This window comes from Rhodococcus sp. 2H158, assembly GCF_053764755.1.
The window spans coordinates 113,172-131,030 of record NZ_JBSNCE010000009.1; the positions used below are offsets into that span (position 1 = coordinate 113,172).

Consider the following 17,859-nt stretch of genomic DNA (forward strand, 5'->3'; position numbering starts at 1 on the left):
GCACCGTCAGAGATGTCCGAACCGTCCGTTTTCGTCGGGGAGGTAGTCGACGACTGCGCTGACCGCGGCGACGGGGAGGGGGCCGTAGAGGTGCGGGAACACCATCCCCGCCGGATCGCCCGGCACGCCCGGCTCGGACCGCACCTCGTCCGCGAGCCGTGCCGGGTCGATGTGCAACAGCACCAGGTCCGTGCGGCCGGCGAACAACCGGTTCGCCGGCAGGTGCACCTGTTCCGGGGTCGACAGGTGCACGAACCCCTGCGCGGCGAGCGACTCGGGGGTCAACGCCCCGCTGCGCTGCGCCCGCTCCCAGTCGGCCCGCGCGCAGATGTGTACCAGCCGATCCGTCACCGCGACCCCTCTCGACGGCCGTTCCGGGCCCGCGACGGCGCCGGGGGCTCTGCGCTGTGAGCGAACACCCGCGGCCCTGAAACCGCACGTCGTCGGCATTCGGCCGGTTCCGGGGTGAAACGCGACACGATTTCCGGAGGATTGGAACAACGCATGAACGGGAATCGTCTGACACAGTAGATCCACCGCGCCGGCCCGGTGCGGCGGACCAGACCCCAGGCAACCGACGACAGTGGTGGCCAGTTTGGAGGAGTCATGCCCGGAACGTTGACCAGCCCGAAGTTGACCGCCGCAGACCGCTGCGATCGGTGCAGTGCAGCCGCTCGCGTCCGTGCCGTCCTTGCCACCGGTGGCGAGCTGCTCTTCTGTGGCCACCACGCCAAGGAGCACACCGACCGGCTGCGTGAACTCGGCGCCACGATCGTGACCGAGTCCGACGCCGAAGCCGCCGTCTGATCCACCGTTCCGGAGCCGAGCGACTCCGAGACCCGAGCCGAAACGGGCGACCACCGCGAGTGGTCGCCCGTTTCGCCGTTCCGGGAGTGTGCCGTCGGCCGGCTCACCACTGACGCAGCAGGGCAATGCGGTCGCCGAGCTGCTCGGCCGTGGCGATCGCGGTCGGCGGGCCGCCGCACTGCCGCCGCAGCTCCCCGTGGATGACCCCGTGCGGCTTGCCGGTGCGGTGGTGGTGCATGGCCACGAGCGAGTTCAGTTCCTTGCGCAGCCGGGCCAGCGAGTCGGCGGTCGCCACCCGCTCGGCCACCTGCGGCGGCGGGACGGGGGCGGGCGGGGAGGTCGGCTTGTCCAGCTGTTCCTGCTGACGGCGGCGCAGCAGCGCCCGCATCTGTTCGGCATCGAGCAGCCCGGGAAGCCCCAGGTAGTCGGCTTCCTCCTCGCTGCCGGCGAACGTCGCCGTGCCGAACGAGGAGCCGTCGTAGATCACCTGGTCGAGCTCGGCGTCGGCGCCGAGCGCGGTGAACGCCTTCTCCTCCTCACCGGGTTCGTCCTTGCGCCGGTTGGCGTCGGCGAGCAGGTCGTCGTCGAAGCCCTCCTTCTCGCGGTGGGGCTTGCCGAGCACGTGGTCCCGTTGGGCCTCGAGCTGGCTGGCGAGATCGAGCAGCACCGGCACCGACGGCAGGAACACGCTCGCGGTCTCGCCCTTGCGGCGCGATCGCACGAACCGGCCGATGGCCTGGGCGAAGAACAGCGGCGTCGATGCGCTGGTGGCGTACACGCCCACCGCGAGCCGCGGCACGTCGACGCCTTCGGACACCATTCGCACCGCCACCATCCAGCGTTGGGTGCTCGCATCGAACTCCGAGATGCGCCCGGAGGCGGTCGGGTCGTCGGACAGGACGAGTGCGGGCGCCTCGCCGGTGAGCTGCTCGAGGATCCTGGCGTACGCGCGGGCCACCGTCTGGTCGCTGGCGATGACCAGTCCGCCCGCGTCGGGCATCCCGCCCTGGCGCAACTGCTCGAGCCGCGTGTTGGCGGCGGTGAGGACGGCCGGGATCCAGTCGCCGGCGGGATCGAGCGCGGTCCGCCACGCCCGGGCGGTCTGCTCGGCGCTGAGCGGCTCGCCGAGCCGCGCCGAGTACTCCTCCCCCGCGCTGTTGCGCCACCGGGCTTCACCGGAGTAGGCGAGGAACACCACCGGGCGCACGACACCGTCGGCGAGTGCGTCGGCGTAGCCGTACGCGTGGTCGGCCCTGGACTGCATGAGACCGTCGGCGTTCGGTTCGTACACCACGAACGGAATGGCGCTGTCGTCGCTGCGGAACGGCGTACCGGTCAGGGCGAGGCGGCGGGTGGCGTCGCCGAACGCCTCCCGGATGCCCTCGCCCCAGCTCTTGGCGTCGCCGCCGTGGTGGATCTCGTCGAGGATCACCAGGGTGCGGCGCGCCTCGGTGCGGACCCGGTGCTTGAACGGATGCGAGGCGACCTGCGCATAGGTCACCACGACGCCGTGGAAGTCGCTCGACGTCTGGCCCGTGGAGTTGGTGAAGTTCGAGTCCAGCGCGATGCCGGAGCGGGCGGCCGAGGCGGCCCACTGGTGTTTGAGGTGCTCGGTCGGGGCGACGACCGTCACCTGATCGACGGTGCGGTCGCGCAGCAGCTCGCTCGCGACGCGCAGCGCGAACGTGGTCTTACCGGCGCCCGGGGTCGCGACGGCGAGGAAGTCCCGCGGACCCGTCGCGAGGTACTTCGTGAGGGCCCGGCGCTGCCAGGCGCGCAGCTGTCCGGCGGGGGCGGAGGACGCTGTTCCGAGGGTCTCGGTGCTCACCGGCTACTCGTGCTCCTTCTCCGGTCGTGCAGGTGGTTTCGCTCTGCGGCGACGTCGCCGGGCGGCGAACGGGCACCGCCGTGCGGTTGCCGGGCGGGCGACGGCCGTCGAGCAGCCTATCCCGGCCCGCGGGCCCGGCCCGCATCCGAACCGCCGTCCGTGACGCGGGCGACAGGAGACGATCATGACAGAATTCGCGGTCCCGTCGGCCCGCCGCCGCGCACCGCGGCGTGTCGTCAGGAATGCTGGAAGTACCCATGAGCGACATATCCCCACCGGCCGGATCCACCGCCGCATCGAGCCCGCGACGGCGGCCGGTGCATCGCGGCCTGCAGGTGATCGCCCGCACGGCGACCAAGGCGTGGGACGACTCCATCTTCAGCAAGGCCGCAGCGGCCGCCTTCTGGCAGACGCTGTCGTTGCCCCCGCTGCTGCTGGGCCTGCTGGGCAGTCTCGGATACGTGGCCGGGTGGTTCGGGCCGGACACGGTGGAGATCATCCAGTCCAAGATCGTCACGTTCAGCCGCACGATGTTCAGCGAGAGCGTCGTCGACGACATCATCGGGCCCACGGTGCAGGACGTGCTGCTGCGGGGACGCGCCGACGTGATGTCCCTCGGGTTCCTGCTGTCGCTGTGGGCGGGTTCGTCGGCGATCTCGACGTTCGTGGACTCGATCGACGAGGCACACGACCAGCACGATCACCGGCATCCCGTCTGGCAGCGGTTCTTCGCGCTGCTGCTGTACGTGGTGTTCCTCGTGCTGGCGGTGTTCACGCTGCCACTCGTCGCGCTCGGGCCGACCATGATCGGACGCGCGCTGCCGGCGGCGTGGTACGACCTCGGCACCCGGCTGCTGGACACGTTCTACTACCCCGGCGTGGGACTGCTGCTGCTCGTGGGCCTGACGACGCTGTACAAGGTGGCGCTGCCGAGATCGCTGCCGTGGCATCGGCTGCTGGGCGGCGCGATCCTCGCGGGCACGTTCTTCATGGCGTCGAGCGCGGGACTGCGCTGGTATCTGCGGTGGGTCTCCGGGACCGGCTACACCTACGGCGCGCTCGCCACCCCGATCGCGTTCCTGCTGTTCACCTTCTTCCTCGGCTTCGCCGTCGTGCTGGGTGCCGAGTTCAACGCGACCGTGCAGGAGTTCTGGCCTGCCCGCGAGACCCGCATCGAGCAGATGCGCCGGTGGCTGGCCGAACGGGCCGCCGCGGCGCCCTCACCGGCGGCGGCCGCGGTGACCGGCCTGACCCGGCGGCTCGGGACGGCGCCGATCCCGATCCGGCTACCGGACATCATGCGGCCGGACCAGCGGGAACCGGAGTCGTGCCCCGTGGACGCGCCGCACCCGCGCACGGCGGAGGAGGCCGCCGGCGAACACGCCCCGGCGGCTCCGGACGAGACGGTCGGTCAATCGCCCTTGCGCAGGCCCTCGTAGACCTTCTTGCACTCCGGGCACACCGGTGACCCCGGCTTCGGGGAGCGCGTCACCGGGAAGACCTCGCCGCACAGCGCGACGACGTGGGTGCCCATGACCGCGCTCTCGGCGATCTTGTCCTTCTTGACGTAGTGGAAGAACTTGGGAGTGTCGTCGTCGGTGGTTTCGTCGGTGGTGGTATCCGGCCGTTCCTTGATGTCGGTGCTCACCGTTACATGATGCCGCACCCTCGGTGCGGATGCGCATGTGCATTCCGCGCGCGCGAGTGGGACAGTAGAAGGATGTCGAGAACTCCGGGTTTCAATGGGGACTACGACGACGGGTCACCCGAGAAACCGGTTCTGATCACCGAGGCGGCGTTGTCGCTGGAGGAGCAGCACCGTGCGCGGGTCCGCAAGTACCTCACGCTCATGTCCTTCCGCATCCCCGCCATGATCCTCGCCGCCCTCGCGTACGCGGCGTTCGCCAACCCCTGGCTCTCGGTGGGCATCCTCGCCCTGTCCGTCCCGCTACCGTGGGTGGCGGTGCTCATCGCCAACGATCGGCCACCGCGGTCGAAGGACGAGCCCAGCCGCTGGGACGGCCGCGGGGACGGGACCACCGCCCTGGAAGGCCCGCAGCCTCGCATCATCGAGGGCTGACCCGGTTCCCCGGTCCCCGGCGACGCGGCCTCGGGGTGCTGCCAGAATGCGGGGGTGGACCGCGACCTGCTGCTTTCGATCTGTCCCCCGCTGCGCACGGCGCTGACGCGCGCCCGGTTCGACACCGACACGCTGCTCGAGCTGCTCGGCCCCGACGCGCACGCCGCGCTCGGCCGGGGCGAGCCCGTGCCGGTGCGGCGGGCCGCGGCGGGCGGAGGTGATCTCGGCACCCTCGTGCGCCTGTTCCTGGTGTGCGACACGCTGCCTGCCGCGGAGGTGGCCGCGGCGCTCGCCCCGGTCGACGTGGCGACGGCGATCGCGGCCGGGCTGCTCGAACGCGACGGCGACGGCGTGCGCGCGGCGCTGGATCTGCGACCGCTCGACGCCGGCACCGGCACCCGCTGGATGCTGTCGGACCTCGACGGGGCGATGCGCCCCCGGCCCACCCGCGAGGACCACGTGCTCGGGGTCGGGCACGCCTCGCTGTCGCTGCTGCAGGCCATGCCCACCGACCCGGTCGGCTCGGTGCTGGACCTGGGCACCGGCTGCGGCGTACAGGCAGTGCGCGCCACCGACTTCGCCGGCACCGTCACCGCCACCGACGTCAACCCGCGGGCACTGGACCTGGCCGCCGCCACGGCCGCGCTCAACGAGGTCGAGGTCGAACTGCTCGAGGGATCGTGGTTCGAGCCGGTGGCCGGCCGCCGCTTCGACCGGATCATCGCGAACCCGCCGTTCGTGGTGAGTACCGGGCGGGTCGAGCACACCTACCGGGACTCGGGCCTGGACCTCGACGGCGCGAGCGAACTGATGGTCTCCCGCGCCGCCGAGCACCTGAACCCGGGTGGGACCGCGGCGATGCTGGCCTCGTGGGTGCACGTCGAGGACGAGGACTGGCGACGCCGGATCGCCTCCTGGCTGCCCGCCCACGGGGTCGATGCGTGGATCGTGCAGCGCGACGTCGCCGACCCGGCCCTCTACGTGGGGACGTGGCTGCGTGACGGCGACGCCGACCCGCGGGATCCGGCGGTGGCGGCGCGCGCCGAGGCCTGGCTCGACCACTTCGAGCGGCACCGGGTCGAGGGCATCGGCTTCGGGTTCGTCTACCTGCGGCGCACCGACGCGCCCAGCGACGTGCTCGCCGAGGACCTGCGGCACGGCTTCACCGACCCGCTCGGGGCGGAGGCCGTCGGCTACTTCGAGCGGCTGGCGTGGTTGCGCGACCACGATGTCCTCAAGGCGCGGTTCGTCGTCCGGCCCGACACCGCCCTGGAGCGCGTGTACCTGCCGGGCGAGGACGGCTGGCGGCAGGTGGTGACGCGCGTGCACCGCGGCGGCGGCCCGAACTGGCAGCACGAGGTGGACGACCCCGCGGCGGCCCTGCTGGCGGGGATGCGGGCCGACGGCCTGCCGCTGTCGGAGCTGGTGGCGCTGCTCGCCGCCGCGCACGACGAGGACGAGCAGGTGCTGGCCGGGCGGGCGGCCCCCCTGGTGCAGGCCCTCGTCCGGCACGGACTCGTCGAACCCGTCCGCTAGGGCGGCCCGGAAAGTTACCCGCCGGTTCCCCCGGTGGTGTGTTCTCAGCAACTTCTCAGGACCTGTTCGCCATATGCGCAGGTCAGGGCGGTTCCGGCGGAGGAACCCCGGGAACTTTCCCAGGGGTCCTACGCGTTGAACGCATCGAGACACCACCGATGAGGAGGCACGTCATGGCACGCCCCGATACCACCGCCCGCGTCGATTCCGACCTCGACAGCCAGAGCCCGGCCGCGGACCTGGTCCGCGTCTATCTGAACGGGATCGGCCGCACGGCCCTGCTGAGCGCTGCGGACGAGGTGGAGCTGGCCAAGCGGATCGAGGCCGGCCTGTACGCCCAGCATCTGCTGGAGACCAAGAAGCGGCTCACCGCCGCGAAGAAGCGCGACCTGGCGTTCGTCGTGCGTGACGGTCAGGCCGCCCGCAGTCACCTGCTCGAGGCGAACCTGCGTCTGGTCGTGTCCCTGGCCAAGCGCTACACCGGCCGCGGCATGCCCCTGCTGGACCTGATCCAGGAGGGCAACCTGGGCCTGATCCGCGCCATGGAGAAGTTCGACTACGCCAAGGGCTTCAAGTTCTCGACCTACGCCACCTGGTGGATCCGGCAGGCCATCACCCGCGGCATGGCCGACCAGAGCCGCACGATCCGGCTCCCCGTCCACCTCGTCGAGCAGGTCAACAAGCTGGCCCGGATCAAGCGGGAACTGCACCAGCAGCTCGGCCGGGAGGCGACCGACGACGAACTGTCCGCGGAGTCCGGAATCCCGGTCGAAAAGATCGGCGACCTGCTGGACCACAGCCGCGACCCGGTGAGCCTGGACATGCCGGTCGGCAACGACGAGGAGGCCCCGCTCGGCGACTTCATCGAGGATGCCGAGGCGACGTCCGCGGAGAACGCGGTGATCGCCGGGCTGCTGCACAGCGACGTGCGCAGCGTCCTGGCCACCCTGGACGAGCGCGAGCAGCAGGTGATCCGGCTGCGCTACGGCCTCGACGACGGCCAGCCCCGCACCCTCGACCAGATCGGCAAGCTGTTCGGCCTCTCCCGTGAGCGGGTCCGCCAGATCGAGCGGGAAGTGATGGGCAAGCTCCGCCAGGGCGACCGCGCCGAACGCCTCCGCGCCTACGCCAGCTGACCGGGCAGTCGGCCGGACGATCCCCGAGAACCGGGCTGGGTTCTCGGGGATCTTCGCGTCCGCGGACCGCCGCGGTCGCTGCGGCCGTCAGCGCAGCCGGCGGGGGCCGAGGTCGAGGGGGTGCGGTTCGGGGCCGATCCGCAGGTGCGCGTCGGTGATCTCCGCGCCCGTGGGAGACGCGAGGACCGGTTCGCACGCGATCTCCCGCACCTCCGGCAGATCGTCTGCGAGAGCGGAGATGCGCTGGACCAGGTCGACGAGCGCGGCCTTGCTGACCGGCTCGGTGTTGCGGTAGCCGGACAGCAGCGGCGCCGCCTTGGGTGCGTCTATCAGCTCGACCGCCTCGTCCTCGGTGACCGGCAGGACCCGGAAGGCGCGGTCGCCGAGCAGGTCGGAGATGACCCCGGCGAGACCGAACGAGATCAGCGACCCGAACGACGGGTCGTCCTGCACCTGCACGACGCAACCGATGCCCTTGGTGGCCATCTTCTGCACGTGCAGCAACGGCTCCCCGGAGACCGCGGAGAGGTCACGGTACGCGATCCGCACCGCCTCGGGCCCGAGCAGATCCAGCCGTACCCCGCTCAGGTCCGGCCGGTGCCGCCAGTGGGCGCCGGTCGCCTTCACCGCGACGGGGAACCCGATCTCCTCCGCGGCGGCAACGGCCTCGTCGGCCGTGGTCACCGCCCGGAACTCGGCGATGTGCACGCCGTAGCACGCGAGCAGGAGCGCCGCCTCGGTGTCCGAGAGCCAGCGCCCGTCCGGCGACGTCGCCAGCCACCCTTCGACCAGGGTGCGGGCCTTGTCGGCTTCGATGCCCGCCGGACGGACGACCTGGGAGGCCGGGCGGCTGCGCCACTTGGCGTACCGCCACGCCCGGGCCAGCGCGAGCGCCGCCCGCTCGGGCCCCGGATACGACGGCACCGAACCCCGGGTGGGGTGGCCGTCCGGTCCGCGCACGGCGAGCACGTCGGGCAGGCCTTCGGTGGCGAGGAACGTCGTCAGCACCGGCTTGTCGGTGCCGGCGACGGCGTCGCGCAGGGCCTGCGCGTACGGCTCGACCGTCACGGCGACCGGGGGCACGAACACCGCGATCACCGCGTCGACATCGGCCGCCTCGAGCGCGTGGGCGACGGCCGCCGCGAACTGTTCCGGCGAGGCCGCCGCCCCCAGATCGACGGGTTCGCCGACGTGCAGGCCCTCGCTGCGGGCGGCGTCGACGGCGAGCACGCCGAGGGCCGTGGAGTTGCCCACCACCGCGACGCGGGGTCCGGCCGGCAGCGGCTGGTAGCCGAACAACAGGGCGGAGTCGAACAACTGCGAGATCGAACCCACCTGCACGACGCCGGCCTGCTCGAACAGGTCCCGCACGATGGTGTCGTCCATCTCCCCTGTGCGGGCCGCAAGGACCGGGGGCACGGCGTGGCGGCCGCTCTTGACGGCGACGATCGGCTTGCTGCGGGCCACGCGCCGCGCGATGCGCGAGAACTTGCGCGGATTGCCGAAGCTCTCGAGATACAGCAGCACCACCTCTGTGGCCGGGTCGGTGTCCCAGTACTGCAGCAGGTCGTTGCCCGACAGGTCGGCGCGGTTGCCGGCAGAGACGAACGAGGACAGGCCGACGCCGGTCTTGGCCGCCTCGTCGAGGATCGCGATGCCCAGCGCGCCGGACTGGCAGAAGAAGCCGACGTTGCCGGCCGCGGGCAGCACGGGCGCGAGGGTGGCGTTGAGACGGATTTCCGGATCGTTGTTGGCGACGCCGAGCGCGTTCGGCCCGATCAGCCGCATGCCGTGCGCCCGGGCCGCGTGGGCGAGGCGGCGTTCCGCGGTCCGGCCCTCCGGGCCGGTCTCACCGAAGCCGGACGACACGACGAGCAACGCCTTGACGCCCTTGGCGAGGCAGTCGTCGAGCACCGCGTCGATGGCCTCGGCCGGGACCGCCGCGATCGCGAGGTCGATGTCGTCGGGGATGTCGCGGACGGTCGGATAGGCCCGCACGCCACGCACCGAGCGGTGCTCGGCATTGACCGGATAGACCGGGCCGGTGAAGCCGCTGCGCAGCATGTTGACCAGGACCGCGTTGCCGACCTTGCGGCTGTCGGTGGACGCGCCGATGACGGCGGCACTGCCCGGGCTGAGCAGGTTGCGGACGCTGCGGGCCTCGGCGGCGCGTTCGCGGGCGTTACGCACCGACACCAGCGCCTCGGTGGGGTCGATGGCGAACTCGAGTCGCACCACGCCGCCCTCGAAACTGCGGCTGACCTGGTAGCCGGCCTCCCGGAACACCGTCACCATGTTGCGGTTCTCGGCCAGCACCTCCGCGACGAAGGTGTGGAGGCCGTTCTCGGCGGCGGCCCCGGCGAGGTGCTCGAGCAGGATCGGACCGAGGCCGCGGCCCTGGTGCGCGTCGGCGACGGTGAATGCGACCTCGGCGGACAGGCCGTCGCCCTCGGGCAGACCCTCGTAGCGGCCGACCGCGATGATCTCCCCGCCGAGCAGAGCCACGAACGCGACCCGCCGGTGGTGGTCGACGACGGTGAAGTTGAACAGGTCCCGTTTCGACATCGTCGGGTAGGGACCGAAGTAGCGGAGATAGCGGGTGCGCTCGGAGAGTTTGCTGTGGAAGTCCACGAGCAGGTCCGCGTCCTCGGGGACGATGGGGCGCAGGTGCACGGCCTTGCCGTCCGCGGCGAGGACGTCCGCCACCCAGTGCTTGGGGTAGTTGCGGGCCACGGCGAGTGCGCGCTCGCGGGCGGCATCCTTCTCCGCCTGTGCGCGGGCGGCGGCATCGGCCGGCTCGCCGGCGGCGGCATCGCCGTCGGGGGTCTGCCCCGCGGTGACCGCGGGGCCGTGGGCCGTGTTCTCGGATTCAGTCACGCGGGTCCTCCGGGTCCAGGCCGAGCAGCGGGAAGCAGGCCCGGCGGGTGGCGACGATGGCCGAGTCGACGCGGCTGAGGGCACGATCGAACGATGCGACGCCGGTCTCGGGGGTACCGCCGGGGCCGTCCCACGGCAGATACGCCACGTCGCCGCCCTCCCCCATCACGGTCGGCAGATCGACCCCCGGCGCCATCGCGGCGACCCGCTCGCGCCACTCGTCGGGGATCGGGGTGGCGGGGTCGATCTCGCGGTCGAGTACGGCTGCGATCAGGTGGGTCCAGGATCTCGGCACCACCCGCACCAACCCGTAGCCGCCTCCGCCCACGGCGAGCCACCGGCCCTCGCAGTGCCGGTCCGCGAGCTCGCGCATGGCCAGATACGCCGCGCGCTGGCCGTCGACGGTCAAGGAGAGGTCGGCCAGCGGATCCTCCCGGTGGCTGTCGGCGCCGCACTGGCTGATGATGATCTGCGGCCGGAACGTCGCGACCGCGGCGGGGACGACGGCGTGGAATGCGCGCAGCCACAGCGCGTCGACGGTGCCGGGCAGGACCGGCAGGTTGATCGCGGTCCCCTCGGCGGCGCCGGTGCCGACCTCGCTCGACCAGCCGGTGTTCGGCCACAGCGTCGCCGGGTGCTGGTGGATGGAGACGGTGAGCACCCGGGGATCGCTCAGGAAGGCGTGCTGCACCCCGTCGCCGTGGTGGGCGTCGACGTCGATGTAGGCGATCCGGTCGAAGCCGTTGTCCAGGAGCCACGAGATGGCGATGGCGGCGTCGTTGTACACACAGAATCCGGCGGCCCAGTCCGCCATCGCATGGTGCATCCCACCGCCGATGCTCACCGCCCGCCGGGTGCGGCCGGCGGCGATCTCCCGGGCGGCGGCGAGGGTGCCGCCTGCGAGGACGGCACTGGCCTCGTGCATGCGCGGGAAGATCGGGTTGTCCTCGGTGCCGAGACCGTGCGGGGCCTCCGCCCCGGCGGTCGAACCTGGCGGCAGGCTGCCGGCGTGCTTGACGGCCTCGACGTAGGCAGGGGTGTGAATGCGCAGCAGCTCGGCGTCGGTCGCGGCCGGCGGGCGCAGGGTCTCCACCCCCTCGAGCAGGCCGAGGCCGCGGGACAGCGCCATCGTGAGATCGAGCCGGGTGGGATTCATGGGGTGGGTCGGGCCCCACCGGTAGTCGAGGAAGTCCGGGCTCCACACCACCACTCGGTCGCCGCTCGGATGTGTCGGATCGCCCGTCGCGGCGGAGGTCGTGGTCATGGCCACAAAGCTACTGCGCCGTCCGGGGCGATGCGAGTGCCGCAGGGCCCCGGCGCGCCCGCCGCGGGTCCCGCCGGGCGGCGCCGCTCGAGGTGCGCCCGCCGGGGGTTTCGCCCGGTTAGAATCGGCCGCAGACGAAGGGGTGTGAGAGTGAAGGACCTGGTCGATACCACGGAGATGTACCTCCGGACGATCTACGACTTGGAGGAAGAGGGCGTCGTGCCGCTGCGTGCGCGCATTGCCGAACGCCTGGAACAGAGCGGACCGACCGTGAGCCAGACCGTCGCCCGGATGGAGCGGGACGGGCTGCTGCGCGTGGCAGGCGACCGGCACCTCGAGCTGACCGAGAAGGGCCGCGACCTGGCGGTGTCGGTCATGCGCAAGCATCGGCTCGCCGAGCGGCTGCTCGTGGATGTGATCGGTCTCGATTGGGAGAACGTGCACGCCGAGGCATGCCGCTGGGAGCACGTGATGAGCGAGGAGGTCGAGCGCCGCCTCGTCGAGGTGCTGCACAACCCCACGACCTCGCCGTACGGCAATCCGATTCCGGGACTGGACCAGCTCGGCCTGGACCGCCCGGCCGCGGCGGACGAGCGGCTGGTGCGGCTCACCGAGATCCCGCCGGGCAAGCCGACCGCCGTGGTCGTGCGCCGGCTGGCGGAGTACGTGCAGTCCGATCACGAGGTGATCGGGCGGCTGCGTGAGGCGGGGATCGTCCCCGACGCACGCGTTACAGTCGAGACGAAGCCGGGGTCGGTGGTCATCAACGTGCCCGGCCACGACGGCTTCGAACTTTCCGACGAGATGGCCCACGCGGTGCAGGTGAAGCAGGTCTGAGACAGGCCCCCTTCGCCGGCCCCGCGCGGGCCGGCGAAGAAGGGTCCCAGCGTGAGGCTTCTGGTTACCGGCGGTGCCGGCTATGTGGGCAGCGTCTGCAGCACGGTGCTGCTCGAGCAGGGTCACGAGGTGGTGATCCTCGACGATCTGTCCACCGGCACCGCCGACGCCGTCCCGGCCGGCGCGGAGTTCGTCGAGGGCGACATCGCGACCGCGGCCGCCGAGGTGCTCGGCGGCGGGGCACAGCCCCGGTTCGACGGGGTGCTGCACTTCGCGGCCCAGTCCCTGGTCGGCGAGTCCGTCGAGCATCCGGACAAGTACTGGCACGGCAACGTCGTCGCGACCCTCGCCCTGCTGGACGCGATCCGCGCGTCGGGAACACCGCGGCTGGTGTTCTCGTCGACGGCGGCGACGTACGGCGAACCGGACCGGGTACCGATCACCGAGGATGCACCCGCCCGGCCCACCAACCCCTACGGCGCCACGAAACTCGCCATCGACCATGCGATCTCGTCGTACACGCGGGCGTACGGCCTGGCCGCGACGAGCCTGCGCTACTTCAACGTCGCGGGCGCATACCACGGTGCCGGCGAGAACCGCGTGGTCGAGACGCACCTGATTCCGCTCGTGCTGCAGGTGGCTCTCGGCCAACGCGAGCACATCTCGGTGTTCGGCACCGACTGGCCGACCAAGGACGGCACAGCGGTGCGGGACTACATCCATGTCAAGGACCTCGCCGACGCCCACCTGCTGGCACTGGCGGCCGCCCGACCCGGCGAGCACGCCGTCTACAACCTCGGGAGCGGCGAGGGTTTCACCGTCCGGGAGGTCATCGAGGCGTGCCGCCGGGTGACGGGCCTGCCGATCACGGTGGTCGATGCACCCCGGCGCGCCGGGGACCCGGCCGTGCTGATCGCCTCGAGCCGCCGCGCCGTCGAGGAACTGGGCTGGAAGCCGCAGCACACAAGCCTCGACGAGATCGTCGCCGACGCGTGGGTCTACCTGCAGGAACTCGGCGACCGGTCGCACGCGGCACGGCGCTGAGCCGGCGCCGTCCCGGCAGTCACGCCGCCGGCTCGGGCGGGGGCATTCGCACCCCGAGCCGCGCGGCGATCTCGTAGCCGGTGTCGGCGAGGCCGCGCACGGTGTGCGGCCGCAGCCCGGCCTGCAGGGCCTGGTCGAGGAGGTCGGCGAGCCGGTGCCGCGGGTTCGACTCGAGCGCCACCCCCAGGGCCACCCCGGCGAGCGGTCCGTCGCCCCGAACGTACGCGCTGTAGCCGACGAGGGCGGCGGCCTCGGCTCGTTCCGGGTCCGGGAGACGCCGGGTGAGCGCGACCCACAACCGTTCGGCGGTGTCGGCCTCGGCGCCCGCCGCGAGGGCCATCACGGCGTCGCGCACGGTCGAATTGGACAGCAGGACCGCGAGTTCGGCGAGCTCGGGGGCGAGCAGCTCGGCGCCGTCGTCGTGCCGGGCGATGTGGGCCAGCACGGCCTCGAGCTCCTGACGGTCGGCGCGGTCGCGGCCGCCGGCGCGGACGGCGAGTTCGTAGGCGAGGTCGCGCGCGTCGATCGCCTCGTCGATGTGGTCGGCGACCTGTACGCGCCCGGGCATCGGCAGCGGGGCGAGCAGATCGGCGAGTTCGGCGCGGGACCGCCGGATCGCCCCGCCCTCGAAGACGCGGGCGGCGGCGACGGGCGAGGCCTGCGGGTCCGGCACCGTCCCGCGCACACCGCCGACGAGCGCGAACCAGGTTCTGCCGCAGGCGACCTCGGAAACGGCGTGCGCCCCCGCGATGCGAACCCCGCGCCGGTCGAGGCGGACGGCGAAGTCGTCGAGCAGCCGGCAGGCCGCGGCGACGGCGGGGGCGTCGGGATGGTCGAGACGGTCGTCGACGAGGACGACGAGCACGGCGTCGGCGCCCTCCCGGTCGCAGAGCGCACCGAATCGGTCGAAGACGTCGCGCATCGCAGCCGGCACCGGATCGTCCTCGCCGGACGGCAGGATCAGGTCGTGGCGCATGACGGCGCCGACGGTCGCGGACCGGGCACCGTTGCGCCCGCCGCCGGCATCGGACGCGAGGCTCAGCACGATCAGCGACCGTGCGGGAAGGAAGCCGAGCATGGCCGGCACGGCGGCGATCAGATCCCCCGGATCGGTGAGTCGCAGCGGCCGGGGCGAGGAAGTCGATGTGGTCATGCGCCGACTGTCCCCGACGACCGGTGCCCTCGGGGGCCGCGCGACCCGGATCCGTCGAATCTGGGGACGAGCGCTCCGATTGTGGACAAGTACTGCGGCCGCAGGAGTTCCGGCCGCCCGATGTCGGTGCCGGCTGGTAGCGTGCCGCGTCTCAGCCGACGCGGACGCGCTCCACGCTCGCATCGAACACCCGGGCGAGGGTGGCGATGTCGGCGGGCCCCGCACCGAAGGACATGTACGTCACCAGCACCCGCACGTCGTCGACCTGGGCGATCCGGCTGGTCATCGACTGGGTGACCACCTCCCGGCCCTCGCCCGAGCGGACGGTGCGGGTGAACGCGAGGGTCGCCACCCCCGCGGCGGCCGGCGGCGCCGACGGGTCGACCGTGGTCGTCACCGTGGCGGTGACGCCCCGGCGGGTCGCCGCGACGACGGGGCACTCGACGAGACGGTCGCGGTAGGCGGCCAGTTCGTCGGTGACAGCGACGAGCTCGACCGAGATCGTGGCCCGGCTGTCGTTGTCCGTGCCGACTACCATCGCGGTCCCGTCCGGGCCGTAGTTCTGCGGCGGCGGCAGGCATCCGGGAGGATCCACCTTGGCCCCCTCCGGGACTCCGGTGAGGTCGGGAGCGGCCTGGGCGACCGCCTGCGGCGGTAGCACCACCGCGTCGTACGGCTCGGGGAATTGTTCGGGCGGCAGCAGCAGTTCGGCGAGGGGCCGGCTCGCGGTGCCGGCTTCGTCCGTGGTGGCCAGTGCGGCCGGCTCGGGCTGTGGTGTGCCGTCGACGGTCGACGAACAACCGGCGGCGAGCAGCAACGCGCCCCCGATCACGGTCGCGCCCAGCCGGCGGAAGGGCACCGGCCGGGTCCGGGGGCGGCGCGGCGTCCGGACGTCGTCTCCTGCGCTGTGGGTTGCCACCGGACCTCCGCTGTCGCGTCCCGTCGGGGTCGTGCCCCGGCAGAAGCTGATCACCAGTTCAACTAGACTCGAACTCCACCATGCCACGCCGGTGACCCGGCGGTATCACGGCGCCCCGGATCGAACGGAGGATGTTCGCATGGACGACCAGTCCCGCATGTACGAGCTCGAGTTCCCCGCTCCGCAGCTGACGTCTGCCGACGGCGAGGGTCCGGTGCTGGTGCACGGTCTCGAGGGGTTCGCCGACGCCGGGCATGCGGTACGGCTCGCCACCACGCACCTGCGCGAGAGCCTCGAAAGCGAACTCGTGGCGTCGTTCGCCGTGGACGAGCTGATCGACTACCGGTCCCGGCGGCCGACCATGACGTTCAAGGCCGATCACTTCTCCGACTACGCCGCCCCCGAACTCAACCTGTACGCCCTGATCGACACGGCCGGAACCCCCTTCCTGTTGCTGGCCGGCGCGGAGCCGGACCTGAAATGGGAGCGGTTCATCACGGCGGTGCGCCTGCTCGCCGAGCAGTTCGGCGTCCGGCGCACGATCGGGATCAGCGCGATCCCGATGGCGATCCCCCACACCCGCCCGCTGGGCGTGACGGCGCACTCGACGAACAAGGACCTGATCGCCGACCACCACCGCTGGACGGGCGAGCTGCAGGTGCCGGCGGGGGTGTCGTCGCTGCTGGAGCTGCGGATGGCGCAGCACGGGCACGAGTCGGTGGGGTTCTCGGTCCACGTGCCCCACTATCTGGCGCAGACCGAGTATCCGGGCGCTGCCGAGACGTTGCTCGAGAACGTCGCCGAAGCCGGGGGCCTCGGGTTGCCGCTGGCCGCGCTCGGCGAGGCCGCCGCACGGGTGCGTGAGCAGATCGACGAGCACATCGCCCAGAACGAGGAGGTGCAGGCGGTGGTCCGCGGACTCGAGCGGCAGTACGACAGCTATGTCGCGGCCCAGGAGCAGCAGGCCGCCCAGCTGCCGACGGACGAGAACCTGCCGACCGGCGAGGAGATCGGCGCCGAGTTCGAGCGTTTCCTCGCCGAATACGACGATCGCGGCGGGAGCGGACAGCCCGGCGAGGCGGATCCCCCCGCCTGACCGGGTTCGAATCGCCGCCTGTCCGACCCCGGATCATTACTCTCTCGTTACACTTCGCGTTGTGCAGGTCACATACAGTCAGTACGCTCAGTTCGACGAGTTGAGCTGAAGGGTCGGGCCGGAGACGGTCCGGCGCCTCGGACACCACAGGTCGACGAGGAACCGGCGGTCAGGAGACGCACATGGGTACACCGCGCACACGCACGCTCCGGCCGGTGCCGGATGCGGAGACGCGGATGGTCTTCCGCACCATCCATGGCTACCGTCGCGCCTTCCGGCTCGCCGGCGAGGGCCCCGCGCTGCTGCTGATCCACGGGATCGGCGACAACTCCTCGACCTGGCAGGAGGTCATCCCGCATCTGGCCCGCAAGTACACGGTCATCGCGCCGGACCTGCTCGGCCACGGCCGCTCCGACAAGCCGCGCGCCGACTACTCGGTCGCCGCGTACGCCAACGGCGTCCGCGACCTGCTGTCGGTCCTGGACATCGAGCACGTCACGGTGGTCGGGCACTCCCTCGGCGGCGGCGTCGCGATGCAGTTCGCGTACCAGTTCCCGCAGATGGTCGACCGGCTCATCCTGGTCTCGGCCGGCGGCGTCACCAAGGACGTCCACCCGGCGCTGCGCCTGCTGTCCATGCCCGGCCTGAGCGAGGTCCTCAAGCTGCTGCGGCTGCCCGGCGCCATGCCCGCGGTACGCATCGCCGGCGGCCTGCTCGGACAGTTGCACGACACTCCGCTGCGGCCCGGCCCCTTCCTGCACGACACCTCGGATCTGATCCGCGTCCTGAGCGGATTGCCCGATCCCACCGCGTACGAGGCGTTCCTGCGCACGCTGCGGGCCGTCGTGGACTGGCGCGGCCAGGTGGTGACGATGCTCGACCGCTGTTACCTGACCGAGAACCTGCCCGTGCAGCTGATCTGGGGAGATCACGACAGCGTGATCCCGGTCAGTCACGGTTACCTGGCGCATTCGGCGATGCCCAATTCCCGGCTCGACGTCTTCCGCGGCGCCGGCCATTTCCCGTTCCGGGACGACCCCATCCGGTTCCTGCGGGTCGTCGAGGAGTTCCTCGACTCCACCGCACCCCTCGTGTTCGACGAGCAACGCTGGCGCGAGTTGCTGATCAACGGCGTCAGCGAGAACCAGATCACCGGCGGTCCGGCCACCCGCCGGGCCGTGCTCGGCGCGATGGGCGCCGACGAACGCAGCGCCACCTGAGCGACCCGCCTCCCACGACGCCCCGCCGAGTCCTCGAACGCCGTCGCACGTCGCCGTCGGCC

Annotated in this window: 16 protein-coding genes; 9 read left to right on the forward strand and 7 right to left on the reverse strand. The window is 72.0% G+C overall.

Features of this window, described 5'->3' with window-relative positions; genetic code table 11:
• Positions 1-6: 6 nt before the first annotated feature.
• Entirely contained in the window at positions 7-351 is a 345-nt protein-coding gene (locus tag ACWPOB_RS10965) for a DUF952 domain-containing protein (RefSeq protein WP_455400818.1), read from the reverse strand.
• Positions 352-606: 255 nt separating this feature from the next.
• On the opposite strand from ACWPOB_RS10965, the gene ACWPOB_RS10970 reads away from it, so the two are divergent.
• Positions 607-807: a DUF7455 domain-containing protein gene (locus ACWPOB_RS10970; RefSeq protein ID WP_003935586.1), complete on the forward strand. Its 201-nt coding sequence runs from the start codon at positions 607-609 to the stop codon at positions 805-807.
• 103 nt (positions 808-910) lie between these two features.
• Here ACWPOB_RS10970 and ACWPOB_RS10975 read toward each other — a convergent pair whose 3' ends face one another.
• Positions 911-2,635: a DEAD/DEAH box helicase gene (locus ACWPOB_RS10975; RefSeq protein WP_455400819.1), complete on the reverse strand. Its 1,725-nt coding sequence runs from the start codon at positions 2,633-2,635 to the stop codon at positions 911-913.
• A 257-nt stretch (positions 2,636-2,892) separates the two neighbouring features.
• Between ACWPOB_RS10975 and ACWPOB_RS10980 the strand changes: the two genes are divergently transcribed.
• Positions 2,893-4,074, forward strand: coding sequence for a YihY/virulence factor BrkB family protein (locus ACWPOB_RS10980; protein ID WP_455400820.1), 1,182 nt, complete (start codon positions 2,893-2,895; stop codon positions 4,072-4,074).
• On the opposite strand, the gene ACWPOB_RS10985 is transcribed toward ACWPOB_RS10980, so the two are convergent.
• Entirely contained in the window at positions 4,047-4,283 is a 237-nt protein-coding gene (locus ACWPOB_RS10985) for a DUF3039 domain-containing protein (protein ID WP_003935590.1), read from the reverse strand. The two genes, ACWPOB_RS10980 and ACWPOB_RS10985, sit on opposite strands and share 28 nt — an antisense overlap.
• 72 nt (positions 4,284-4,355) lie before the next feature.
• Here ACWPOB_RS10985 and ACWPOB_RS10990 point away from each other — a divergent pair, with 72 nt between their 5' ends.
• From ACWPOB_RS10990 to ACWPOB_RS11000, 3 genes are all read left to right on the forward strand, one after another.
• Complete coding sequence (locus tag ACWPOB_RS10990; protein ID WP_455400821.1) at positions 4,356-4,715, forward strand: DUF3099 domain-containing protein; 360 nt, start codon at positions 4,356-4,358, stop codon at positions 4,713-4,715.
• Positions 4,716-4,769: 54 nt separating this feature from the next.
• Positions 4,770-6,251 carry a DUF7782 domain-containing protein gene (locus tag ACWPOB_RS10995; RefSeq protein WP_455400822.1) on the forward strand — a complete coding sequence of 494 codons (1,482 nt, stop codon included), beginning with the start codon at positions 4,770-4,772 and terminating at the stop codon, positions 6,249-6,251.
• A gap of 173 nt (positions 6,252-6,424) precedes the next feature.
• The gene (locus ACWPOB_RS11000) at positions 6,425-7,387 is read left to right on the forward strand and encodes a sigma-70 family RNA polymerase sigma factor (protein ID WP_100058687.1); all 963 of its coding nucleotides are present in this window, start codon (positions 6,425-6,427) and stop codon (positions 7,385-7,387) included.
• Positions 7,388-7,474: 87 nt separating this feature from the next.
• Here ACWPOB_RS11000 and ACWPOB_RS11005 read toward each other — a convergent pair whose 3' ends face one another.
• Both ACWPOB_RS11005 and ACWPOB_RS11010 read right to left on the reverse strand, forming a co-directional pair.
• Positions 7,475-10,120 carry a bifunctional acetate--CoA ligase family protein/GNAT family N-acetyltransferase gene (locus ACWPOB_RS11005; RefSeq protein ID WP_455400874.1) on the reverse strand — a complete coding sequence of 882 codons (2,646 nt, stop codon included), beginning with the start codon at positions 10,118-10,120 and terminating at the stop codon, positions 7,475-7,477.
• Positions 10,121-10,256: 136 nt separating this feature from the next.
• A complete protein-coding gene (locus tag ACWPOB_RS11010; protein WP_029543391.1) occupies positions 10,257-11,528 on the reverse strand; it encodes an acetoin utilization protein AcuC in 1,272 nt (423 codons plus the stop codon).
• Positions 11,529-11,678: 150 nt separating this feature from the next.
• Between ACWPOB_RS11010 and ACWPOB_RS11015 the strand changes: the two genes are divergently transcribed.
• Both ACWPOB_RS11015 and galE read left to right on the forward strand, forming a co-directional pair.
• A complete protein-coding gene (locus ACWPOB_RS11015) occupies positions 11,679-12,365 on the forward strand; it encodes a metal-dependent transcriptional regulator (protein ID WP_006935008.1) in 687 nt (228 codons plus the stop codon).
• A 51-nt stretch (positions 12,366-12,416) separates the two neighbouring features.
• Complete coding sequence (galE, locus tag ACWPOB_RS11020; protein ID WP_455400823.1) at positions 12,417-13,409, forward strand: UDP-glucose 4-epimerase GalE; 993 nt, start codon at positions 12,417-12,419, stop codon at positions 13,407-13,409.
• A 19-nt stretch (positions 13,410-13,428) separates the two neighbouring features.
• On the opposite strand, the gene ACWPOB_RS11025 is transcribed toward galE, so the two are convergent.
• Positions 13,429-14,562: a DUF4192 domain-containing protein gene (locus ACWPOB_RS11025; RefSeq protein WP_455400824.1), complete on the reverse strand. Its 1,134-nt coding sequence runs from the start codon at positions 14,560-14,562 to the stop codon at positions 13,429-13,431.
• Between the two features lie 151 nt (positions 14,563-14,713).
• Entirely contained in the window at positions 14,714-15,481 is a 768-nt protein-coding gene (locus ACWPOB_RS11030) for a hypothetical protein (RefSeq protein ID WP_100058560.1), read from the reverse strand.
• 139 nt (positions 15,482-15,620) lie between these two features.
• Between ACWPOB_RS11030 and ACWPOB_RS11035 the strand changes: the two genes are divergently transcribed.
• Positions 15,621-16,577 (forward strand): proteasome assembly chaperone family protein, encoded by a 957-nt coding sequence (locus tag ACWPOB_RS11035; protein WP_100058561.1) that lies wholly within the window; start codon positions 15,621-15,623, stop codon positions 16,575-16,577.
• A gap of 182 nt (positions 16,578-16,759) precedes the next feature.
• On the forward strand, positions 16,760-17,797 hold the full coding sequence (locus ACWPOB_RS11040) for an alpha/beta fold hydrolase (RefSeq protein WP_100058562.1): 1,038 nt from the start codon (positions 16,760-16,762) through the stop codon (positions 17,795-17,797).
• The last annotated feature ends 62 nt before the right edge of the window (positions 17,798-17,859 follow it).